We start from the raw sequence: 23,183 nt of genomic DNA on the forward strand, positions 1-23,183 counted from the left end.
GTATTAAGAGTCTGTTCAGTGAAATGCAAGGCGCAGCACCGACGATTTGGTTCGAAAGTTCAAACGCCGTGCCTGCGTGTGGAGGGATGCCATGACGATCGACCGACCCGAGGTCGACGCGACGATCGAACGCCCAGAGGCCGCAGCGACGATCGCGAACTCCGAATCCGGGAACTCGGAACTCGGGAACTCGACCCCCGAGGGTGAATTCCGCCGGCCCCCGCTCGACGGCCCGCCGCCGATTTCGAATGTCTGGGTCTACAACGGCAAAGCCTACGACCTCAGCGACTGGATTTCCAAGCACCCGGGCGGCGAGTTCTTCATCGGCCGCACCAAGAACCGCGACATCACCTCGATTGTCGGTTCGTACCACAAGAATCCGGAAGCCATCGGAAGGATCCTGAAGAAGTACTCGCTGGATCGCGACGCGCTGCCCGAGGACATCCACCCCAAGGCCAACGCGCCCGCCTTCCTCTTCAACGAGGGCTTCGACAGCTGGCGCGACACCCCGAAGTTCAGCTTCGACAACAAGGACGACCTGCTCCACAAGGTGAAGGCCCGCCTCAAGGAGCCCGAACTCGCCGCGCGCATCCGCCGCATGGACACCTACTTCAATATCGTGGTGGCCCTGCTGGCGGTGGCGTACTTCGCGGTGCAGGGGCTGCGGCTGTTCGAGCGCAGCTGGATGCCGTTGCCGGTGTTCGTGATCGCCATGGTGCTGCTGCGCAGCGGCCTGGCCGGTTTCGGGCACTACGCCATCCACCGCGCCCAGAAGGGCATGAACAAGATCTACACGAATGCCTTCGACTGCAATTACGTCGCACTGGCTTTCGTGACCGCCGACGGCCACGCCCTGCTGCACCACCCGCACACCCAGAGTGAAGTCGACATCAAGAAGAACGTCTTCACCATGATGATGCGGATCCCGCGGCTGTACCGGGTGCCGATCCACACCATGCACAAGTTCGGCCACACCGTGACCGGCATGACCATCCGCCTGCTCGATGTCTGCCGCCTCACCCGCATGGTAGGCATCAAGGACATGTACGGCACCTGGGGTGGCGCGCTACCGCACTTCATCGGTTCCTTCGGCGTGCGGTTCCTGCTGCTGGGCGAGCTGATCGTGTTCACCGTGATGGGCGATTTCTGGGCCTGGGCACTGCAATTCGTGCTCACCCTGTGGGTCTCGACCTTCCTGGTGGTGGCCAGCCACGACTTCGAGGTCGAAGCCGAGGAGCTCGAGCACAATACCGAGGACTGGGGCGTCGACCAGATCGAGCAGGCCTACGACCTCAAGGTAGTCGGCAACCGGTATGTGGACTGCTTCCTGTCGGCGGGCCTGAGCTCGCACCGGGTGCACCACGTATTGCCGTACCAGCGCAGTGGTTTCGCGAATATCGCGACCGAGGATGTGCTGCGCGAGGAGTCCGCGAAGTTCGGTGTCGAGTGGCTGCCGGCGAAGAGTTTCTTCACCGACCGCTTTCCCAAGCAGATCCGCACCTACATTCTGGCGCCGTCCGACGACGCGGTGGAACGCAAGTGGGGATTCGTGAAGGAGCACTTCTCACCGCTCGCCCTGAAGACCTGCGCCGTCTACACGGTTCAGGGCTTCACCGGAATCGGAACGGTCTGAACCGATTCCGATAACCGCGGTGCGTTCGATTCATGCGCCGAGCGCACCGCGGGTTGTCAGTTGAAAACGAGGGGAGTATTTCGTGTCTATCACCATCGATGAAGGGGGCGCTCTGCCCACTTCGGCAGGATTGCCCACGTCGGCAGCGGCGACCCGGTTCGTGGGAGGCGAGCCCGGCTCTGCTTATTTCAAAAGCGGAGACTTCGCACCGACCCCGCTACCGCCGACCCCGCCGACCGCCGTCGGAGTGATCGAGTCCATCGCCACCGGCGCACCGGCCCAGATCTTCTCGCAGGCCGACGCCGCCGCCCAGGTGGCCGGACTGTTCAGCGATCCGGCGCAGCAGGCCCGGATTCCGCGGATCTACCAGACGACCCGGGTCACCACCCGGCACCTGGCGGTCAACCCGATCGATCCCGAATTCCTGTCCTACAGCCGGGAAGTCGGCACCATCCGGGGCCGGATGAACACCTTCTACGACCACGCGGTGCCGCTGGCCGTGGACGTGGCCGGGCGTGCCATCGCCCACCTCGAGGATCCGGCGTCGGAGATCGGCATGCTGGTCTTCGCCACCAGCACCGGCTTCATCGCGCCCGGCGTGGACGTGGCCGTGGTCAAGCAGCTGGGGCTCTCCCCCGCGATCAACCGCCTGATGGTGAACTTCATGGGCTGCGCCGCCGCCATGAACTCGGTGCGGGCCGCCGTGGATTTCGTCCGCGCGCACCCGGACAAGAAGGCGCTGGTCATCTGCCTCGAACTGAGCTCGGTGAACGCCGTCTTCGACGACAATGTCAATGACGTCATCATTCACAGCCTCTTCGGTGACGGCTGCGGCGCGGTGGTCATCGGCGCCAGCAACCCGCAGCAGCAGCTGCCCGCGGGCGCGGTCGTCATCCGCGACAGCTTCAGCTTCCTGTTCGACGACGCGGAGGACGGCATCGTGCTGGGCGTCAACGACAATGGCATCACCTGCGAGCTGTCGGAGAACCTGCCGCAGTACATTCTGCGCGGGGTCGATCCGGTGGTGACCGACGTGCTGGCGCGCAACGGCCTGACCAAGTCCGAGATCGACGCCTGGGCGATCCACCCGGGCGGCCCGAAGATCATCGAGGAGTCGGCGCGCTCGCTGGGCCTGGACCCGGAGCAGGCGGCGACCAGCTGGGACGTGCTCGCCGAATACGGCAACATGCTCAGCGTCTCACTGATCTTCGTGCTCGAGCAGCTCATCGCGCAGCAGGCGGGCAAGCCGATCTCGACGGGTGTGGCGTTCTCCTTCGCGCCGGGCGTCACGCTCGAAGGCATCCTGTTCGACATCATCCGCCCCTGATCTCAGGCGCACAGCCCCTTCGGAAAAGGCTCAGCAGTCATGCAACTCATCAGATTCCTCATCTCCATCTCGTGGATGCGGATCGCGGGCGTCATCGTCTCCGGTCTGGTCTGCGGTGCGGCCAATACCTACCTGGTGACATTGATTCGGGGAGTGGTGTCACCGGAACCGCACCCGGCCGTCACCGTGCAGGCCTTCGTGGCGACCGCGCTGGTCATCCTGATCAGCGGGGTGATCTCGCAGGTGCTGCTGATCCGGCTCGCGCAGGAGGCCATCTACCGCCTGCGGGCGGACCTGAGCGCGAATATCGTGTCCGCGCCGCTCGAGCATCTCGAGCGGCTCGGGCAGCACCGGCTGATCGCGACCCTGACCGAGGATGTGCGGTCACTGTCGCAGGCGGTCACGGCGATTCCGAGCATCTGCATCGACCTGGCGACCATCATCGGCTGCTTCGTGTTCCTGGCGATCGTGTCCGGTCCCATCTTCGCCACCACGGTCGCGGGCACGCTGCTCGGAATCGCCTGTGTCGAAACGGTTCTCAAGAAGGTGCGGCACCTGTACCGGGACGCCCGCGAGAACGAGGACGGGCTGCTGCGCTCGTTCCAGGAGGTGTCGCTGGGCATCAAGGAGCTCAAGCTGCACCGCGGGCGGCGGCGCGACTTCATGGATCAGCATCTGCTCGGCTCGGCCGAGAAGCTGCGGGTGCAGAATGTCGAGGCCGGTTCCAAGTTCACCTTCGCCCAGGGCTTCGGCCAGCTGTTGCAGCTGGGCACCATGGCCCTGATCCTGTTCGGCCTGGCGCGGGCGCTGGAGCTGCCGCAGAACGTCATGGTCGGCTATGTCCTTGTCACCACGTTCCTTTCGATGCCCATGCAGAACTTCATGCACCGGATTCCGGATCTGCTGCGCGGTGACGTGGCGCTGGCCAAGATCCGCTCGCTGAACCTGTCCATCCGGACCGCGCACGACGAGTCGACGTTGCCCTACACCGAGCGGCCGGCCGCCACCGCAGCGCGGCTGGAACTCAATGACGTCGGCTATCGCTATCTGACCGAGGCTCCTCCGGCCTTTCCGCCCGTGCCGGGTGGGCCGCCGCCAGGAACCGGAGCTCACCCGGGTGGCGGTGCGCGGCCGCACCCGGGTGGGTCGGGACGTCCCGGCGCGCCCGGCGCGCCGATGGGCGGTCGTCCCGGAGCGCATCCGCCGCGTCCGGGTGGACGACCCGATGGTCCCCCGCCCGGGCCGCGGCCCGGCGGCGATCGGCCGGATGTCAACGGCCACAGGTTCATCGAGCACGGCGGCCATCCGGTCCCGATGGGCGCGCCCGTGGCCCCGCCCGAGGCCGACGGTTCCGGCTTCTCGCTGGGCCCGCTGGACCTGACCTTCCCCCCCAGCCAGATCTCGTTCATCGTCGGCGGCAACGGCAGCGGCAAATCCACGCTGGCCAAACTGATCACGGGCCTCTACGTCCCGCAGCGCGGCCACCTGTCGCTCAATGGCGAGACCATCGATCACGAGAACATCGAGTGGTTCCGGCAGAACACCTCGGCGGTCTTCACCGACTTCCACCTGTTCGAGGACTACCTGGGCTTCGAGCCCGGCATCGACGACGAGGTCCGGAAGTACCTGAAGGAACTGCGGATCGACCACAAGGTCACCGTGGAGAACGGCCGCCTGTCGATGATCGCGCTGTCCCAGGGCCAGCGCAAGCGGATGGCGCTGCTCACCGCACTGCTCGAGGATCGCCCGATCTACATGTTCGACGAGTGGGCGGCGGATCAGGAGCCCCAGTTCCGTGATGTCTTCTACCGCGAGATCATCGTGAAGCTCAAGGAACGCGGCAAGACGGTCATCGTCATCACCCACGACGACCGCTACTTCGACTGCGCTGACCAGATCATCAAACTCGATTTCGGACATATCGCCGAGGTCAAGGAGCTGAGCCAGCCGCTGGCCGCCGCCGAGTAGCAGCGAAATACGAAGGCCCCATACCACTTCCGGTACGGGGCCTTCGTCTGCGAGCGGGAACCGCTGCCCGTCAGCGCAGGGCGGCTGCCTTGCGGCGGGCGGCCGCCGCCTTCTTGGCGGCGGTGGTCTGGGCTTCGGTCTTCGGGGCGGCCTTCTTCGCCGGGGCCTTCTTGGCCGCCTTCTTCGCCGGTGCAGGTGCGGCGAGGGCAGCGGGCTCGGCGGCCAGGACGTCCTTCAGGAATTGGCCGGTGTAGCTTTCCGCCACGGCCGCAACGTCTTCGGGGGTGCCCTGGGCGATGACGGTGCCGCCGCCGGAGCCGCCCTCGGGGCCCATGTCGATGACCCAGTCGGAGGTCTTGATGACGTCCAGGTTGTGCTCGATGACGATGACCGTATTGCCCTTGTCCACCAGGCCGTTGATGACCGTGAGCAGCTTGCGGATGTCTTCGAAGTGCAGGCCCGTGGTGGGCTCGTCGAGGATGTAGACGGTGCGGCCGGTGGAGCGCTTCTGGAGCTCGGCGGACAGCTTGACGCGCTGCGCCTCACCACCCGACAGCGTCGGGGCCGACTGGCCCAGGCGCACATAGCCGAGGCCGACTTCCACCAGGGTCTTGAGATAGCGGTGGATGGAGGTCACCGGCTCGAAGAACTCCGCCGCCTCCTCGATCGGCATGTCCAGGACCTCGGCGATGGTCTTGCCCTTGTAGTGGACTTCCAGGGTCTCGCGGTTGTAGCGGGCGCCGTGGCAGACCTCGCAGGGGACGTAAACGTCCGGCAGGAAGTTCATTTCGATCTTCAGGGTGCCGTCGCCCGAGCACGCCTCGCAGCGGCCGCCCTTGACATTGAAGGAGAACCGGCCGGGCTGGTAGCCGCGCACCTTGGCCTCGGTGGTGGCCGCGAACAGGGTGCGAATCTTGTCGAAAACACCCGTGTACGTGGCGGGATTCGAGCGCGGCGTGCGGCCGATGGGCGACTGGTCGACCTGGACCAGCTTGTCCAGGTGAGCGAGACCGTTCACCCGGGTGTGGCGGCCCGGCACCTGGCGCGCGCCGTTCAGCTTGTTCTGGAGCACGGTCGCCAGAATGTCGTTGACCAGGGTCGACTTGCCCGAACCCGAGACACCGGTGATCGAGGTGAGCACGCCCAGCGGGAAACTCACGTCGATGTTCTTCAGGTTGTGCTCGACCGCGCCCACCACCGTGAGCTGCTTGCGCTTGTCGATGGGCCGCCGCACCAGCGGCACCTCGATCCGCTCGCGCCCGGAAAGGTAAGCGCCCGTGAGCGATCCCTTGTCCTTCAGCAGCCCCTCGTAGGGACCCGAGTACACCACTTGACCGCCGTGCTCACCGGCCAGCGGGCCGATATCGACCACCCAGTCCGAGGCGTGGATGGTGTCCTCGTCGTGCTCGACCACGATCAGCGTATTGCCGAGACTCTTGAGGCGCGTGAGGGTTTCGATCAGCCGCCGGTTGTCGCGCTGGTGCAGGCCGATGGACGGCTCGTCGAGCACGTACAGCACGCCCACCAGGCCGGAACCGATCTGCGTGGCCAGGCGGATGCGCTGCGCCTCACCGCCGGACAGCGTGGCCGCCGCGCGCGAGAGCGTCAGATACTGCAGGCCGACATCGAGCAGGAAGCCCAGCCGCGCCTGAATCTCCTTGACCACCTGCGCCGCGATCGCGGCCTGGCGTTCGTCGAGGGTCAGCGTATCGAGGAACTGGGCCGCGTCCCCGATCGCCAGATCCGACAGGTCCGCGATGGACATGCGGTCCTTGCCCGCCGACAGCGTGACCGCCAGAATCTCCGGCCGCAGGCGCGCGCCGTTGCACACCGGGCACGGGATGTCGCGCATGTACCCGTCGTAGTGTTCCTTCATCGCCTCCGACTCGGTGGCGTCCATGCGCCGCTGCAGGAACGGCATCACGCCCTCGAAATCGGCGTAGTACGAACGCTTGCGGCCGTAGCGGTTGGTGTAGGAGACGTGCACCTGTTCGGAGCTGCCCTCCAGCACGGCCTTGCGGGCCTTGAGCGGCAGCTGACTCCACGGCGTGTCCATGGAGAAGCCGATGGCCTCGGCCAGACCCGAAAGCAGCCGGGTGAAGTATTCGGCGGTCTGCCCGCGCGACCACGGCGCGATGGCGCCCTCGTTCAGGCTCAGATCCGGGTCGGGCACAACGAGATCGGGATCGACCTCCTTGCGAATGCCCAGACCGGTGCAATCCGGGCAGGCGCCGTAGGGCGAGTTGAAGGAGAACGACCGCGGTTCCAGATCCTCGATATCGAGGGGGTGCCCGTTGGGGCAGGCCAGCCGCTCGGAGAAGCGCCGCTCCCGATCGTGGGCGTGCTCGTCGCGATCCACGAAGTCCAGCACCACGATGCCGTCGGCCAGCCGCAGCGCGGTCTCGATCGAATCCGTCAGGCGCTGTTTGGAACTCGGCTTCACGGCGAGGCGGTCCACGACCACCTCGACATCGTGCTTCTCCTGCTTCTTGAGCTTGGGCGGATCGGTCAGCGGATGCACCACGCCGTCGACCCGGACGCGCGAATAGCCCTGCGAGTTCAGCGACTCGAACAGGTCCACGAATTCGCCCTTGCGGGTGCGCACCACGGGCGCGAGCACCTGGAACTTGGTGCCCTCGGCCATGGCCAGCACCTGATCCACGATCTGCTGCGGGGTCTGCTTGGCGATCAGGTGACCGCACACCGGGCAGTGCGGGGTGCCCGCGCGCGCGAACAGCAGACGCAGGTAGTCGTAGACCTCGGTGATGGTGCCGACCGTGGAACGCGGATTGCGGTTGGTCGACTTCTGATCGATGGACACCGCGGGCGAGAGGCCCTCGATGAAATCCACATCCGGCTTGTCCATCTGACCGAGGAACTGCCGCGCGTACGCCGACAGCGATTCCACGTACCGCCGCTGCCCTTCGGCGAAGATGGTGTCGAAGGCCAGCGAGGACTTGCCGGAACCGGACAGACCAGTGAAAACGATGAGACTGTCGCGAGGTAGGTCGAGATCGACCCCTTTGAGGTTGTGCTCCCGCGCTCCGCGCACCGTCAGGCGATCCGCCACCGGCCATCCCTTCCATCGATAGTCATATCGCTGGTTGGCAACCCGAGGCGATCCGCCACTGGCCATCCTTCCAACGTTTCAGCAATCCAGACTTACCCCCGACGCCATGCTAGGGGCACCCACCGACAAGTTTGGTTACGCCCGCTGAAACGCTGCTCACACTGTGTTTATTGCGCGGTGCCCGCGCCCGCCACGCTGGGCAGTGCCCGCCGCACGCAGCCCGCGATCGCCCGCGGCTGCAACCCCCGATCCCGTTCCCGCATCCGGTCCTCGGACCCGTTCGCGGTCACCAGCGACAGATTCCCGTCGAAGCGCCGGTACAGCAGCCGCCCGCGCCGGGTGTCGGAATCGGTGAAGAACAGATACGGCAGCCCGCCCGTGCACAACCGCGAAACCGCTTCGTCCTCGAGCAGCGCGGGCACGGTGTCGCGCACCCGCCGCACGGTCCGCACCCCCAGCGGCCCGGTCCAGCACACCACCGCCTCGGACCCGCTCTCGGAATCGATGAACAGATGGGCGTCGTAATCCATGGCGTCCAGCACCCGCGCCGCCGCCGCGGGTGTGGCCACCTGTAGTCGACAGTCCTTGCGCCGCACGATCGGTCGCGGACCGGTGACCGCGGAGAGCGAGGGCCGCGCGGGATCCGGCCAGGGGCGCGACAATTCGTCCGGCGGGCAACCCAGCCGCAGGTCCAATCGCTCCAGTGCGAAGGTGGCGGCGAACCGGCCCGGCCCGGCGACCTGCACCCGGAACGCCTTCCCCAGCGCTCGGACACTCGCCTGCACCAGCGTGGTCTCGGCCTCGTGCTCGGGCCAGTGCAGGCGGACCCGCACCGGCCCCTCCACGCCGTGACGGCGCAGAATTCTGCCCAGCCCGCGCACCACCCGCGTCACCTCACCCGACGGGACGGGCCCGTGTGTGATCACCACGAAATCAGGATCTATCCCACTCGACCACACATCGAACGCGCCCATCAGCCGACCCCTCTCTCCCTGTTCCGACCCGGCAACCCGACTCCATGGCAACACAGCACCGCAACCCTTGACAGTGCCGAAAGTCCCAAAACAGACCACTTTCAGGGAAAATTCTCCGACAAAAAAATCATCACCGGTCCGCAGCCGCCCGAAATTAGGGACCTTCGGCGGTATCCCCGGGCCCTGCCGCGAGTTACGTTGGGCCTCTTACCGCGCCGGGCAAACTCCGCGCGCCGGCGACACCGATGAGCTTGGAGGCCGTCGTGATCAAAGTCTTTCTGGTCGACGATCACGAAATCGTCCGCCGCGGTCTGACCGACCTGCTGGAGGAGGATCCCGAACTCACGGTGGTCGGCGAGGCCGGTGACGCGGCCCAGGCGCTGGCCCGGATTCCGGCCCTGCGCCCCGACGTGGCGGTGCTCGATGTGCGCCTGCCCGACGGCAACGGCATCGAACTGTGCCGGGACCTGCTGGCCGACAGCGACGAGCTGCGCTGCCTGATCCTCACCTCCTACACCGACGAGCAGGCCATGATGGACGCCATCCTGGCCGGCGCGAGCGGCTACGTGGTCAAGGACATCAAGGGCATGGAACTGGCCAAGGCCATCAAGGAGGTGGGCGCGGGCCGCTCGCTGCTGGACAATCGCGCGGCCGCCGCCCTGATGGCGCGGCTGCGGCACAGCACCGAATTCGACGGCCCGCTGACCGGTTTGACCGAACAGGAACGCAAGCTGCTGGATCTGCTCGGCGACGGCCTGACCAACCGCCAGATCGCCGAGCGGATGTTCCTGGCGGAGAAGACCGTCAAGAACTATGTCTCCCGGCTGCTGGCCAAACTCGGCATGGAACGCCGCACCCAGGCCGCGGTGCTGGCCTCGAAATTGCGTACGGGTCAGTCCCGTTCGGCATAACAGCCTTCCGGCAACCTCGAGCCGAATAGAATTTCGGTGCCGTGTCGTCTCCGCCGGACCGCAGGACAACCATGCACGACATTCCGCGCACCGGCCCCTACTCGGTGCGTGAAACGCTGTCGCAGCTGCGATTACGCGAATTGCTCACCGAGGTCAAGGACCGGGTCGAACAGATCATCGACGCCCGCGATCGCATCGACGGGCTGGTCGAAGCCATGCTCGCGGTCACCTCCGGCCTCGATCTGGACCAGACGCTGAGCACCATCGTGCGCGCCGCCACCATCCTGGTCGACGCCCGCTACGGGGCGCTCGCGGTGCGCGGGCACGAAAAGCAGATCAGCCAGTTCATCTTTCACGGCATCGACGAGCAGACCCGGGCGTCGATCGGCGATCTGCCCGAGGGCCACGGCGTCCTCGGTCTGCTGCTGGACAAGCCCGAACCGGTGCGACTGGACGAGCTGGCGCGCCATCCGGCCGCCGCCGGCTTCCCGCCGCACCACCCGATCATGCGCACCCTGCTGGCCATGCCGGTGCGAATTCGCGGCGAGGTGTTCGGAAGCCTGTACCTGTGTGAGAAATCCGGCGGCCATCCCTTCACCGAGGACGATGAGGTGCTGTTGCAGGCGCTGGCCGCCGCGGCCGGCATCGCCGTCGACAACGCGCGGCTCTACGAGCAGGCCCGCACCCGCCAGGCGTGGATCGAGGCCACCCGCGATATCGCCACCGAATTCCTGGCCGACACCGAGCCGAACAAGGTGCTGGCCCACGTGGTCGAGCACGCGCGGGAGCTGACCGCCTCGCAGCGCGCGCTGCTGGCCGTGGTCGACCCCGACGATCTGCCCGAACACATCACCGAACTCGTGGTGGCGCAATGGTCCGGCCCGGACGAGCCGCCCGCCGGGCACGCGGTGCGCGCCGCGGGGACCGCCGTCGGGCAGGCGCTCACCACCCGCGCGCCGCTGCGTTTCGACGACGCCCGCCACGTCGATCTGGGCACCTCCCTCGCCGATGTCGGGCCCGCGCTGGTGTTGCCGCTGCACACGCCCGATTCCACCCTGGGCGTGCTGATCATGCTGCGCGCGGCCGAATCCGCGCCCTACACCGACGAATTGGTGGAGCTGATCGCCGCCTTCACCGATCAGGCCGCGCTGGCCATGCAATTGGCGGTGGCCCAGCGGCGCATGCGCGAGCTGGACATCCTCACCGACCGCGACCGCATCGCCCGCGACCTGCACGATCACGTCATCCAGCGGCTGTTCGCCATCGGCCTGTCGCTGCAGGGCACGGTGCCGCGCGCCCGGGTGCCCGAGGTGCAGCAGCGGCTCTCCGACGCCATCAACGATCTGCAGGACGTGGTGCAGGAGATCCGGACCTCCATCTTCGACCTGCACGGCGGCGACGGGCACAGCACCCGGCTGCGGCAGCGCCTCGAGCGCGCGGTCAAACAGCAGACCACCGCCACCGAGATCCGGGCGCTCCTGCACGTCACCGGGCCGCTCTCGGTGGTCGAACCGGCCCTGGCCGACCATGCGGAAGCCGTTGTGCGCGAGGCGGTCTCGAACGCGGTCCGGCATTCGGGCGCGGACACCATCACCATCGACATCGGGGTGGCCGACGATCTCACCATCGTCGTCGCCGACAACGGCTGCGGCATCCCGGAGAGCATCACCCCCAGCGGCCTCACCAATCTGGCCCGCCGCGCCGAACAGTCCGGCGGCAGCCTGGCGGTGTACCCCCGCCGCGGGGCCGACGGCGGCTCGGCCGGCAGCGGCACCAAACTGCACTGGTCGGTGCCGCTGCACTGAAGCCGCGTTCAGCCGACCGGGCCGAGCACCACCGCCGAGTTGTGGCCGCCCATGCCGAGTGCCGTCTTCACCGTGATGCCGTCCACGCCCGGCTGCACGCCGTCGACCAGGCGCGGGTGCGCGGGGGCGACGATCGGCGACGAGACCAGCACCCCGCGGTCGTAACCCAGTGCGGCGGCGGCCAATTCGACCCCGGCCGAGGCGGCCTGGCAGTGCCCGGCCAACGGCTTGATCGCCACCACCTGCGGGCCGTCGTCGAAAAGCTTTGCCAGCAGCTCTGTTTCGGCCACGTCGCACTGCGCGGTGCCGGACCCGTGGGTGTTGAGCACGGCCACCTCGTCGGGGCGGACATCGGCGCTGGCCAGCGCGCGGCGCACGCAGTCGAAGATCTGCTCGTGCGAGGAATCCACCGAGACGACGTGATAGCCGTCGTTGGACATGCCCCCGCCCAGCACCGCCGCGTAGGGCCGGTCCGCCTCCCGGGTCACCACGAACGCCACCGACGCCTCACCGAAGACGAAGCCGCGGCTACCCTCCTGGAAGGGACGGCAGGCATCGAGCGGATCGGCGTCGTCGACCGCCGCGCCCAGTCCCACGAAGGGCTGCACCATCTCCGGAATGGCGGACAGATCGGTCGCCACCACCAGCACGTCGTCGGCGATGCCGTGCGCCAGCCACAGCTGCGCGGTGATCATCGCCACATTCGCCGACGAGCAGGCGGCGGTGACGCTCTGGGCCGGGCCGTGAAAACCGAACTCGTGCATCAGCATCGCGACCGGTGTCGAGGGGAGTAATCGCAGATAGTCGCGGCTGCGCCGCTGTCCGCCGTGCACGGTGTAAAAGTCCCGCCACTCATAGACATTGCCGAGCACGATGGCGTGCAGCAGGCCGACCGTGCGCCCCGGCCGCCACCCGCGTTCCTGCGCGTCGGCCACCGCCTCGCGCGCCGCGCTCATGATCGCCCGGATGTACCGGCTGTCGGGTAAATCCGGATCACCACCCTCCGGCACGCGGGCAACCCACCCGTTGCGATCGCGTTCCGGCCCGTACCCTGGAAAGAGCCGGGCGGCGGGCTTGCCGCTCAGCAAACCTTCCCAGAGGGTTTCGCGGCCCCAGCCATACCCGGTCACGGCACCGATACCGGCGATCGTCATATGATCTTGGTGCTGACCCGAGGTCTCGGGTTCAGGGTTGGTGCCAGGCATTTGCATCGCTCCTATCGGTCCGTTGCCCGTAATGATCACCAATCGCGGGCCGATGCTGTGCGGGACTGTGATTCATTCAATACGGTCGGCAACGGGCATCAGCAACTTTTCGGATAACAGAATGGTGCCGTGCTCCGGCGACGTATCGCAACGACGATCAGGGGGTGCATGAGGTGGTGGGTAACGATCGGGCGAATGACCTGGCCGATGCCGAACAGTTGGCCCAGCGATACCGGTCTCTGGTGGACCACAGCCCCGACGGGATCGTGGTGCACGAACGCGGCACCGTCGTCTACGCCAATCCCGCGATGCTGCGCATCCTGGCCGCCGATGACCCCGAGGACGTCATCGGGCAGCCGGTGACCGACTTCGTGGAGCCCGCCTCCGTCGCCCCCATGCTCGACCGCATCCGCCGGCTCACCATCGCCGGCACCGCCTCCGACCCCACCGAGATGATCCTGCGCCGCCGCGACGGCGGCACCGTCGAGGTCGAGACCGTCTCGGTGCTCACCGCCTGGCACGACCACCTGGCCTATCAGGTCGTGGTGCGCGACCTGACCCCGCAGCGCAAGGCCGAGGCCGCCCAGCACCGCGCCGAGCAGTTCTTCACCACCGTGGTGTCGCAGCTCGAGGAGGGCGTGGTGGTGATCGACCGGGACGGGCGCATCGAATCCGCGAACCCGGCCGCGCGCCGCATCTTCGGCTACGACGCCGAGGACCTGGTCGGCACCCACATCTACGACATCCCGCTGAGCCTGCTCGACGCCAACGCCCAGCCCATGCCCTCGTCCTGGTACCCGATCATCCGCACCCTCGCCACCGGGGAGACGGTGACACGCTTCGTGTTCGGACTGGACCGGCCCGACGGGCAGCGGCGCTGGCTCTCGGTCAACAGTCGCCTGCTCAACCCGGACGATCCGGAATCGGCGGCGGTGTCCTCGTTCAATGACATCACCGAATTCCGGGCCAGCCGAAGGCAATTGGAGTATCAGGCCACCCACGACCCGCTCACCGGGCTGGCGAATCGGGCGCTGGTGCTGTCCCGGCTGGCCGCAGCGCTGGGCACCACCGAGACGCTGCCGGTGTCGAGCGTGCTCTTCATCGACCTGGACGGCTTCAAGGCCATCAACGACACCCTGGGCCACGCCATCGGCGACACCGTGCTGCAGATCGTGGCGCAGCGCCTGCAGCGCGGGCTGCGCGCCGACGACGTGGTGGGACGCATCGGCGGCGACGAATTCCTGGTGCTGCTCTCCGGCCACGCCCGCGGCGACGACCTCGACACGCTCATCACCCGGCTGCGCCAGACCATGGCCGAGCCCATCATCGCGCGCGGCCACCGCATCCACGTCGACGCCTCCATCGGCGTCGCGCACCTGCACGTGGGTGACACCCGCACCCCCGAGGCGGTACTGCACGATGCCGATGTCGCGATGTACCGCGCCAAACCCCCGAATCACCAGGGCGGGACGTTGAGCCGCCGCAGTGACAGCACGCACGCCTCGTAGTCGGGGGTTCCGGGGCGAAGCCCCTGCGAGTACCGAGAGTTGGGCCCGGTTACCTGGGGATACGGCGTCGAGTGGAAAGTCCCAGTAGACTCGACAACTCTGTTCTCGATGCTTCGCGCGCCGTGCCGACACGGCGGATGTGGTGAACAAGGAGTTCCGTTTTGCCCGACCTCACCGAGGAGCGTTCCGTGTCCGATTCCGCCAGCGCGGTATCCCCGGACCTGGAACGCGAGCAGCAGTACCTGACGAAGCTTTACGAACAGCTCGACGGCATGCGCGCCTACGCCCAGCGGCGGCTGCGGACCGTTCTTCTGGAGACCGGCGGCACGCCGCAGGCGCGCAGCGAGCGCGAATCGTTCACGCAGCTCTACTCCGAGGACCTGTCCAAATACGACGCCGCCGAACACGGCCTATGCTTCGGCCGCATCGACCTCACCGAATCCGCGAACGGCGACGGCGAAACCCGGGACGCCGATGGCGAACTGCGCTACATCGGCCGTATCGGCATCCTCGACGAGAGCGCCGATTACGAGACACTGCTGCTGGATTGGCGCGCTCCCCTGGCCCGCCCGTTCTACCTGGCCACCACCGCCGCGCCCGACGGCGTCACCCGCCGCCGCCACATCCGCTCGCGCAACCGCAAGATCACCGCGATCAATGACGAGTACCTGAACCTGGACGCCGCCCGGCGCGCCGGGGTGATCGGCGGCGACGGCGGCGTGGGCAGCGAGAGCGCGCTGCTGGCCGCGCTCAATGCCGCCCGCACCGGGCACATGAACGACATCGTGGAAACCATTCAGCACGAGCAGGACTCGATCATCCGCTCCGAGCACAAGAGCGTGCTGGTGGTACAGGGCGGGCCCGGCACCGGCAAGACCGCGGTGGCGCTGCACCGCGCGGCCTACCTGCTGTACACCTACCGCCAGCAGCTCGACAAGGCCGGGGTGCTCATCATCGGCCCCAACTCCACCTTCCTCGACTACATCGGCCAGGTGCTGCCCTCGCTCGGTGAGACCGGCGTGCTGCTGTCCACCGTCGGCAACCTGTATCCGGGAGTGCAAGCGACACTGGAGGATTCGCTGCGCGCCGGGGAGCTCAAGGGCTCCCTCGACATGCTCGAGGTGCTCAAGAAGGCGGTGCGGGACTGGCAGGAGGTGCCGCGCGAGCCGATCCGGCTCTACTTCGACGGGCATCAGCTGGAGCTGGACCGCAGGATCGCCACCAAGGCCCGCGGCCGGGCCCGCTCCTCGCGCCGCGCGCACAATCTGGCCCGGCCCATCTTCGCCGCCTCGGTGGTGGACGCACTCACCGATCAGCTGGCCGCCGCCATCGGCGCCAACCCGCTGGGCGGGCGAAACCTGTTGAGCCAGACCGATCTCACCGAGATCCGCGACGAGATGCGCGCCGATCCGGAGATCCAGCGCGCCATCGCCGGACTGTGGCCACTGCTCACCCCGCAGGAGGTGCTGGGCGGTCTCTGGGCCGACCCCAAGCGCCTGGCCGATGCCGCGGGAACGATGAGCGAGGCCGATCGCGCCGAACTGCGCCGCTCCGACAGCGGCGAATTCTCCGACGCCGACGCGCCCCTGCTCGATGAGCTCGCCGAACTGCTCGGCATCGACGACAGCGAGGAGCGCGAGCGCTCCCGCCGCCGCTGGCGCGCCCAGCTGGCCGAGGCCCAGGACGCCCTGGACATCCTCACCGGATCCGCGCCCCAGGACCTCGAGGACGACCTGGATCCGGAACTGCTCATGGCCTACGACCTCATCGACGCCTCCCAGCTGGCCGAGCGCCAGCAGGTGCGCACCCGGCAGACCACCGCCGAACGCGCCGCCGGCGACCGCACCTGGACCTACGGGCACGTCATCGTGGATGAGGCGCAGGAGCTTTCGCAGATGGCGTGGCGAATGGTGATGCGCCGCATCCCGAACCGCTGGATCACCGCGGTCGGCGATGTCGCGCAGACCGGCGATCCGGCCGGGGCGTCGTCGTGGCAGCAGGTGCTGGAACCGTATGTGGCCAAACGGTGGAAGCTCACCGAGCTGACGGTCAACTACCGCACGCCCTCGGAGATCATGGCGGTGGCCGCCGACGTGCTGGCCGCCATCGACCCGGGCGCGCCCGCGCCGCGCTCGGTCCGCGACTCCGGCTTCGCGCCGACCGCGACCCGGGTGGCGGGCACCGAGCTGGCCGACGAGATCAAGCGGCTGCTCGCGGCCGAGGCCGAGCAGCCCGGCACCACCGCGGTCATCGTGCCGCACGACCTCGCGCCGAACCTGTCTCACCTGAGCGATGATTCGGCGCGCGTGCTCACCGTCCACGACGTGAAGGGCCTGGAGTTCGACGCGGTCGTCCTGGCCGAGCCGCATGCGATTCTGAGCGAATCACCGCGCGGCCTCAACGACCTGTACGTGGCGCTGACCCGCGCCACCCAGCGACTGGCCGTCGTGCACTCCGAGGAACTCCCCCGGGTCCTGCACCGGTTGAGCTGACCGGACCGGCGAACAACGAAGCGGCCGGGCCCGATCGGGCCCGGCCGCTTCGTTGGCACGGGGATTCCGGGGGCGAAGCCCCCGTTTCCTCCGGGTGTGGGGCGAAGCCCCACTCAGCGCACGGTGTGCACGATCAGGACGTCCGAGCGCGACTTGCGGGCCACATCCGACGGGACCGAGCCGAGCAGGCGACCGGCCAGGGTGTTGAGGCCGCGATTGCCCACCACGAGCAGGTCGGCGTCGACCTCCTTGAGCAGGTCCAGCAGCGACTCGACGGGCTCGCCGACGACGGCCTTCTCCACCACGTTCACCGCACCGACGGCGACGGCCTTGTCCCGCGCCACGCGCAGGATCTCGCTGGTGGGCGCGGAGCCGCGCACCTGGTAGGCCTCGTCCTTCAGCACGTCGGCGGCCGCGGCCACGTCGCGGTCGTCGGTCGGGAAATACGCGCAGGCGATGTACAGCGTGGCGCCCTCGTCGCCGGCCAGAGCCGCGGCCCGCTCGACGGCGACGTACGACGAGTCCGAGCCATCGGTACCGACGACGATCGTCCGGTAGGCGGTCATTTCTCCTCCAAGTACAAGGGTCGGGGCCGCGACGTCCACAACGGTGGGGTTACCGCCGCGGCAACTTCGCCTGACAATAGCGGCATATCCGGCGGAAATATTCGATATCGCAACACATCACACTCACGTGGCGCGCCCGGCGCCCGGCGCATTCCGGTTCGAACCCCGGCACAGCCTTGACTACCAGGGAATTTCCGGGGCGCGGCGATGAACGCCACAAATCGTTAACGGCGTTGCGGCGCTGGGAGATTCGTCACAAGCCCGATATCACGAACAGACGGTTCGGGCCGTTCGTTGTGACAAGACACAACGAACGGCCCTTGAAACAGTGACTTCGCCTTGCTTCACAGCTCGCGATATTCGGCCCACAACCAGCCGAGAATCGCGCTGAGGAGGGCGGTATCCACCAAACGCATGCGACCCTCTTCCTCCGGCCGATCAATGACGCGCAATACTAACGCGCCGCACACGGATCAGCGGCCGAAAAGCGGTCCGGCAGGCTTCAGGAGGGCAGCGAGGTGCGGGCGTATTCCAGCGGCGGCATGCCGACCTCCTTGGCGAACTCGTTGGAGAAGTGCGCCTGGTCGAAGTAGCCGAGTTCGACGGCCAGGGCGGCCAGATCCGAGGTGCGGCCCTGGGCCAGCAGATGCGCGCCGTCCTGTAGTCGGTAGCGGCGCAGCACCCACTTCGGGCTGCCGCCGACATAGCGGCGGAACAGGCGCTGCAGGGTGCGGATCGGAATGTCGAAACGCTGTGTGACCTGGTCGACCCGAGTCAGCTCCGGATCCTGCTCCATGGCCTCGATGATCGCCAGCACCAGGTGATAGGCGGTGTCGTCGCCCTCGCGATGTTGGACCGCGACCAGGAAGTCCTCGATCAGTTCGCGGCGGCGCTCGGAATCGGTCACGGCGAGAACGGCTTCGGCCAGGGCGTCGGCGGCCGGGAAGATATCGGTGGCCGGGACCGAGGTGTCGCTCAGCGCTCCGACGTCCAGCCCCGTGAACGCGCCGAAGCCGCCCGCGCGGAACTTGACGCCGAAAGTCTCGCCCTCCCCGGCCAATTCGCGGACGTACTTGGTGGTCCAGACACCGGTGACGAAGGCGCCGGTGCGTTCGTGGGTGCGTTCGAAGGTCAGGTTCACGCACGGATACGGCAGCACCTCGGCGTGGAAGGGCGGCTGGCCGCGCCGATCCCAGCGCGCCCACCAGTACCACTCGACATAGCGGGACACCCGGGGTCCGGCGGGCAGCCGGGAGTGATTGTTGGCCGCGTTCTGCTGGCGCGGCAGCAGGATGCCCTTCGCGGTCTCCGGCGGCGGCACCGGCCGCGGCGCGAACCGGCCTTCCGCATCGTTGTCGCTGGTCATCGCACCTGTCGCTTTCTTACAAGACCATTCGAGCCGCGCCGACGAGAGTTATCGCCATGAGCGAAACAGTGCATCCCATCCCCGAGGGCTACCACTCCATCACCTGCTTCCTGGCGGTCCCCGAAGCCAATGCGGCCATCGACTTCTACACCGCCGTCTTCGGCGCGAAGGTGCTGAGCCGCAACGATCTTCCCGACGGCCAGGCCGCCCACGCCGAACTGCTGATCGGCGACTCCACCATCCAGGTCGGCATGCCCATGCCCGACGAGGGCCTGCGCGCCCCCGCCGACGACTGGGTCCACACCAGCGTCGTCCACTACTGCCCCGACGTCGACGCCGTCACCGAACTCGCCACCGAACACAACGCCCGCTTCGTAGCCGAACCCGCCACCTTCGTCACCGGCGACCGCTACGGCCGCGTCATGGACCCCTTCGGCCACCGCTGGATCGTCATGACCCGAGTCGAAGACGTCTCCCGAGAAGAGGCCGAACGCCGAGTCAATGAATGGATGGTCAATTCCGCCTCCCCGAGCCTTTAGCGGACGGCCGAGAGCCGCCGGCACCGGGCAACCCATGCCGACGGCCAGGTGCCGAACCGATTTTGGACGTACCCCACGAGTTACCCTCATCGCAACGAAACCAGCTGTCGCGGTGACAATCGAACGCGAATGGGTGTCGTCACACCAATCCGGCGGCGTCCATGCCGCGTAGTTCCTTCTTCAGGTCGGCGATCTCGTCGCGGAGGCGGCCGGCCAGCTCGAATTGGAGTTCGCGGGCGGCGTTCATCATCTGGGCGGTCATGTCCTTGATGAGGTCGGCCAGTTCGGCGCGGGGCATGTTCTTGACGTCGCGGCCCTCGTAGACGCCCGCGCTCACCGCGCGGCCGGGTTCGCCCTGGGCGCGGCGGCCGCGGCTGGCATTGCGGCCGGAGCCGCCGACCTCGACCTCGGTCTCCTCGGCCTCGCGGTAGACCTGGTCGAGGATGTCATTGATCTTCTTGCGCAACGGTTGCGGGTCGATACCGCGTTCCTCGTTGTAGGCGACCTGCTTGGCGCGGCGGCGCTCGGTCTCGTCGATGGCGTGGCGCATGGAGTCGGTGATCTTGTCCGCGTACATGTGGACCTCGCCCGAGACATTGCGCGCCGCACGGCCGATGGTCTGGATGAGGCTGGTCGAGGAGCGCAGGAAGCCTTCCTTGTCGGCATCCAGGATCGCGACCAGCGACACCTCGGGCAGGTCCAGACCCTCGCGCAACAGGTTGATGCCGACCAGTACGTCGTACTCGCCCAGCCGCAGCTGACGCAGCAACTCCACCCGGCGCAGGGTGTCGATCTCCGAATGCAGATACCGCACGCGCACACCGAGACCCAGCAGATAGTCGGTGAGATCCTCGGCCATCTTCTTGGTCAGGGTGGTGACCAGCACGCGCTCGTCGCGCTCGGTGCGCAGCTTGATCTCGTGCACCAGATCGTCGATCTGTCCCTTGGTCGGCTTCACCACCACGTGTGGATCCACCAGGCCGGTCGGGCGGATGACCTGCTCGACGAATTCGCCTCCGGTCTGGCCCAATTCGTAGGGGCCCGGCGTGGCCGACAGGTACACCGCCTGCCCGATCCGCTCGGCGAACTCCTCCCAGGTGAGCGGCCGATTGTCCACCGCCGACGGCAGCCGGAAGCCGTACTCCACCAGGTTCCGCTTGCGCGACATATCGCCCTCGTACATGCCGCCGATCTGCGGCACGGTCACATGCGATTCGTCGATGACGAGCAGGAAATCCTCGGGGAAGTAATCCAGCAGCGTCGCGGGCGCGGACCCGGCGGGCCGCCCGTCGATATGCCGCGAATAATTCTCGATGCCCGAGCAGAAGCCGACCTGTTTGATCATCTCCAGGTCGTATTGGGTGCGCATCCGAAGCCGTTGCGCCTCCAGCAATTTGCCCTGCTTCTCCAATTCCGCCAGCCGCGCCTCGAGTTCCACCTCGATATCGCCGACCGCGCGCTCCATCCGATCCGGACCCGCCACGTAGTGGGTGGCCGGGAAAATCCGGACCATATCCACCTGCCGCACCACATCACCGGTCAGCGGGTGCAGATAGTAGAGCGCCTCGACCTCGTCCCCGAAGAATTCGATGCGCACCGCCAATTCCTCATAGGAGGGAATGATTTCGACGGTATCGCCGCGCACCCGGAACGAGCCGCGGGTGAACGACATGTCATTACGGGTGTATTGCACGTCGACCAGCAATCGCAGCAGCCGATCCCGGTCGATCTCCTCGCCGACCTCGAGCTGCACCGACCGATCGAGGTAGGACTGCGGGGTACCGAGGCCGTAGATGCACGACACCGAGGCGACCACCACCACGTCCCGCCGCGAGAGCAGGCTGGAGGTGGCCGAATGCCGCAGCCGCTCGACATCGTCGTTGATCGAGCTGTCCTTCTCGATGTAGGTATCGGTCTGCGCGATGTACGCCTCGGGCTGGTAGTAGTCGTAGTACGAGACGAAGTACTCGACCGCGTTGTTCGGCAGCATCTCGCGCAACTCGTTGGCCAGCTGCGCCGCCAGCGTCTTGTTGGGCGCCATGACCAGCGTGGGCCGCTGCAACTTCTCGATCAGCCAGGCCGTGGTGGCGGATTTACCGGTACCGGTGGCTCCGAGCAGCACCACGTCCTTCTCCCCCGCCCGGATCCGCCGTTCCAGCTCCTCGATGGCGGCAGGCTGGTCACCGGCGGGGACATGCTCGCTGACCACCTGAAATTGCCCCTGGACGCGCTCGATCTCACCGATGGGCCGGTGCTCGGAATGAGCCAGCGGCAGGTCGTCCGGGATCTCGGTTGCGAAAGCCATGCCCCCAGCCTAGGACGCCCCACCGACAAGTTCGGCGCGGCCGGTGCCCGGAATTCGCGGAGCGATGGCTCCGACCGCGAACCCACGTTCGCGCCGCAATGTCCCGGCCCGAAGTCTCTAGTCTCGCACTCAATTCGGTAAAGGACTTCCAATGTCCGAATTGCCGCCCAGCCCAATGGATTTCACGCCGACCCGGCTCCGCGATGTCGCGTAGATCTCAGTCCGTTCACGGGGGTTTGAATCACGTTCCCCGGGTGTACTCTGGGCTCGCTGGTCGCACGATTCGAGAAGAGGCAGGGCGATGACCGGTCTGCATACGCCACAGCGGAATTCCATCAATGGCGCACGCGCACACCACACGATCGGCGACACTCCTGCGGTGCCACCGCATCGCCCCAGGCTCGAATACTTCAATATCGCGGATCTCTCGTGGACCGATTATCGCGGGTTCTTACACCCCGTGGAGCGGATCCATGCAGAACCGTTCGGTCTGTATGTGGAACGGACCGTGGACAATCCGCGCTACCACTACATCGAGACCTGGATGCTGCCCGAGCTCGGGCTGCGCGCCACGGTCTACCACCTGCGCCCCGGCCACGACCGCGGCCAGACCTACTACCTCGACATCGGCGACTACGGCCCGTGCGAGGCCAAGAAGTGGCGGGCCGAGAGCCACTATCTGCACGTGGTGGCGCGCCCGGGCCAGGTCCCCGAGCTGGTCGGCATCGACGAGTTGCTGACCGCCCACGCCGCAGGGCATTTCGACACCGAGCGCACCCACGGAGCCATCGCGCGGGCCGCGGCGGTGGTGGACGGCATCGCCGGTTGCGGTCACGATGTCGATCGCTGGCTGGCGAGCCAGGGCATCACGCTCAGCTGGCTCTAGCGACGACACCGCCATAAAGACAACCGCCCGGTCCGAAAGGCGGACCGGGCGGGGCCGAAGCTTGCTGTCCGTCCTCCGACTAGCCGGACAGGCTCGGCAGCAGTCCGTTCAGGCCGCAGCCGAAGCTACCGAAGCTGCTGGCCGGATCCACCTGGACGGTAATCGACTTCGAGATCAGGTCCTGGGTGGCGGTCAGCGTGTGCGACCCGGCGGTGCTGGGCGTCCAGTTGATGGTGGCCTTGCCGTTCAACAGGCCCGGGCTGACCGGACTGCCGGTCAGTTCGGTGCCGTTGTCCCGGAAGGCCACCGACAGCAGCCGGTCCACATCCAGGGTCGCGGTCAGGGTGTAGGAGCAGCCGACATTGTGGGTGGATCCGCCCGACACTTGCAGATCGGACGGCCACGCCCCGGCCTGCGGCGCAGCCAGGACGATCACTCCGGCCACCGCGCCGAAGGTCGTGACTCCCAGGCCGGCCCGGCGGGCGCGGGCTGTTTGTTCGTTCATGCAGGTAATTTCCTTGGGTTGAGGTACCCGCCCAGGCGCGGCGGGTGGTCGCGCGAAGAAGCAGCGCACCCGCACATTAGCGAAACACGAGCGCTTCAGATGTTGTTTTCGGTAAATTCGCCC

At 67.2% G+C, this 23,183-nt stretch carries 16 protein-coding genes; 9 read left to right on the plus strand and 7 right to left on the minus strand.

Features of this window, described 5'->3' with window-relative positions; translation table 11 throughout:
- The first annotated feature begins 241 nt into the window (after positions 1-241).
- From NS2_RS17240 to NS2_RS17250, 3 genes are all read left to right on the plus strand, one after another.
- On the plus strand, positions 242-1,633 hold the full coding sequence (locus NS2_RS17240) for a fatty acid desaturase (protein ID WP_033088364.1): 1,392 nt from the start codon (positions 242-244) through the stop codon (positions 1,631-1,633).
- A 160-nt stretch (positions 1,634-1,793) separates the two neighbouring features.
- Positions 1,794-2,960, plus strand: coding sequence for a type III polyketide synthase (locus tag NS2_RS17245; protein WP_045437990.1), 1,167 nt, complete (start codon positions 1,794-1,796; stop codon positions 2,958-2,960).
- Positions 2,961-2,999: 39 nt separating this feature from the next.
- Entirely contained in the window at positions 3,000-4,928 is a 1,929-nt protein-coding gene (locus NS2_RS17250) for an ATP-binding cassette domain-containing protein (RefSeq protein ID WP_147207213.1), read from the plus strand.
- Between the two features lie 70 nt (positions 4,929-4,998).
- Here the strand turns inward: NS2_RS17250 and uvrA are convergent, their stop codons facing one another.
- Together uvrA and NS2_RS17260 are read right to left on the minus strand one after the other, a co-directional pair.
- Entirely contained in the window at positions 4,999-7,998 is a 3,000-nt protein-coding gene (uvrA, locus tag NS2_RS17255; protein WP_033088344.1) for an excinuclease ABC subunit UvrA, read from the minus strand.
- 167 nt (positions 7,999-8,165) lie between these two features.
- Complete coding sequence (locus tag NS2_RS17260; RefSeq protein WP_063865006.1) at positions 8,166-8,927, minus strand: sigma 54 modulation/S30EA ribosomal C-terminal domain-containing protein; 762 nt, start codon at positions 8,925-8,927, stop codon at positions 8,166-8,168.
- A gap of 308 nt (positions 8,928-9,235) precedes the next feature.
- Here NS2_RS17260 and NS2_RS17265 point away from each other — a divergent pair, with 308 nt between their 5' ends.
- Together NS2_RS17265 and NS2_RS17270 are read left to right on the plus strand one after the other, a co-directional pair.
- Complete coding sequence (locus NS2_RS17265) at positions 9,236-9,883, plus strand: response regulator transcription factor (RefSeq protein WP_033088367.1); 648 nt, start codon at positions 9,236-9,238, stop codon at positions 9,881-9,883.
- Between the two features lie 71 nt (positions 9,884-9,954).
- Positions 9,955-11,688, plus strand: a complete 1,734-nt coding sequence (locus tag NS2_RS17270) for a GAF domain-containing sensor histidine kinase (protein WP_033088345.1) — start codon at positions 9,955-9,957, stop codon at positions 11,686-11,688.
- A gap of 8 nt (positions 11,689-11,696) precedes the next feature.
- On the opposite strand, the gene NS2_RS17275 is transcribed toward NS2_RS17270, so the two are convergent.
- Complete coding sequence (locus tag NS2_RS17275) at positions 11,697-12,842, minus strand: beta-ketoacyl synthase N-terminal-like domain-containing protein (RefSeq protein ID WP_033088346.1); 1,146 nt, start codon at positions 12,840-12,842, stop codon at positions 11,697-11,699.
- 215 nt (positions 12,843-13,057) lie between these two features.
- Here NS2_RS17275 and NS2_RS17280 point away from each other — a divergent pair, with 215 nt between their 5' ends.
- Positions 13,058-14,401, plus strand: a complete 1,344-nt coding sequence (locus NS2_RS17280) for a diguanylate cyclase domain-containing protein (RefSeq protein ID WP_228102735.1) — start codon at positions 13,058-13,060, stop codon at positions 14,399-14,401.
- A gap of 188 nt (positions 14,402-14,589) precedes the next feature.
- A complete protein-coding gene (locus NS2_RS17285; protein WP_033088369.1) occupies positions 14,590-16,893 on the plus strand; it encodes a HelD family protein in 2,304 nt (767 codons plus the stop codon).
- 113 nt (positions 16,894-17,006) lie between these two features.
- Here NS2_RS17285 and NS2_RS17290 read toward each other — a convergent pair whose 3' ends face one another.
- Both NS2_RS17290 and NS2_RS17295 read right to left on the minus strand, forming a co-directional pair.
- Positions 17,007-17,459: a universal stress protein gene (locus tag NS2_RS17290; protein WP_033088347.1), complete on the minus strand. Its 453-nt coding sequence runs from the start codon at positions 17,457-17,459 to the stop codon at positions 17,007-17,009.
- 502 nt (positions 17,460-17,961) lie between these two features.
- A complete protein-coding gene (locus NS2_RS17295; protein ID WP_052086541.1) occupies positions 17,962-18,825 on the minus strand; it encodes a helix-turn-helix domain-containing protein in 864 nt (287 codons plus the stop codon).
- Positions 18,826-18,881: 56 nt separating this feature from the next.
- On the opposite strand from NS2_RS17295, the gene NS2_RS17300 reads away from it, so the two are divergent.
- A complete protein-coding gene (locus NS2_RS17300) occupies positions 18,882-19,364 on the plus strand; it encodes a VOC family protein (protein WP_033088348.1) in 483 nt (160 codons plus the stop codon).
- A 139-nt stretch (positions 19,365-19,503) separates the two neighbouring features.
- Here NS2_RS17300 and uvrB read toward each other — a convergent pair whose 3' ends face one another.
- Complete coding sequence (uvrB, locus tag NS2_RS17305) at positions 19,504-21,669, minus strand: excinuclease ABC subunit UvrB (RefSeq protein WP_033088349.1); 2,166 nt, start codon at positions 21,667-21,669, stop codon at positions 19,504-19,506.
- A gap of 301 nt (positions 21,670-21,970) precedes the next feature.
- Here uvrB and NS2_RS17310 point away from each other — a divergent pair, with 301 nt between their 5' ends.
- A complete protein-coding gene (locus NS2_RS17310) occupies positions 21,971-22,555 on the plus strand; it encodes a DUF402 domain-containing protein (RefSeq protein WP_081985977.1) in 585 nt (194 codons plus the stop codon).
- Between the two features lie 79 nt (positions 22,556-22,634).
- Here NS2_RS17310 and NS2_RS17315 read toward each other — a convergent pair whose 3' ends face one another.
- Positions 22,635-23,060: a hypothetical protein gene (locus NS2_RS17315; RefSeq protein ID WP_033088350.1), complete on the minus strand. Its 426-nt coding sequence runs from the start codon at positions 23,058-23,060 to the stop codon at positions 22,635-22,637.
- Positions 23,061-23,183: the final 123 nt, after the last annotated feature.

The organism is Nocardia seriolae NBRC 15557, from assembly GCF_007990715.1.
Lineage (GTDB): Bacteria > Actinomycetota > Actinomycetes > Mycobacteriales > Mycobacteriaceae > Nocardia > Nocardia seriolae.

Bases quoted from the DNA above. Each gene is read 5' to 3' on its own strand.
- NS2_RS17290 (WP_033088347.1), bottom strand. From the start codon at position 17,459: ATGACCGCCTACCGGACGATCGTCGTCGGTACCGATGGCTCGGACTCG.
- NS2_RS17250 (WP_147207213.1), top strand. From the start codon at position 3,000: ATGCAACTCATCAGATTCCTCATCTCCATCTCGTGGATGCGGATCGCG.
- NS2_RS17315 (WP_033088350.1), bottom strand. From the start codon at position 23,060: ATGAACGAACAAACAGCCCGCGCCCGCCGGGCCGGCCTGGGAGTCACG.
- NS2_RS17300 (WP_033088348.1), top strand. From the start codon at position 18,882: ATGAGCGAAACAGTGCATCCCATCCCCGAGGGCTACCACTCCATCACC.
- NS2_RS17270 (WP_033088345.1), top strand. From the start codon at position 9,955: ATGCACGACATTCCGCGCACCGGCCCCTACTCGGTGCGTGAAACGCTG.
- NS2_RS17295 (WP_052086541.1), bottom strand. From the start codon at position 18,825: ATGACCAGCGACAACGATGCGGAAGGCCGGTTCGCGCCGCGGCCGGTG.
- NS2_RS17275 (WP_033088346.1), bottom strand. From the start codon at position 12,842: ATGACGATCGCCGGTATCGGTGCCGTGACCGGGTATGGCTGGGGCCGC.
- uvrB (WP_033088349.1), bottom strand. From the start codon at position 21,669: ATGGCTTTCGCAACCGAGATCCCGGACGACCTGCCGCTGGCTCATTCC.
- NS2_RS17310 (WP_081985977.1), top strand. From the start codon at position 21,971: ATGACCGGTCTGCATACGCCACAGCGGAATTCCATCAATGGCGCACGC.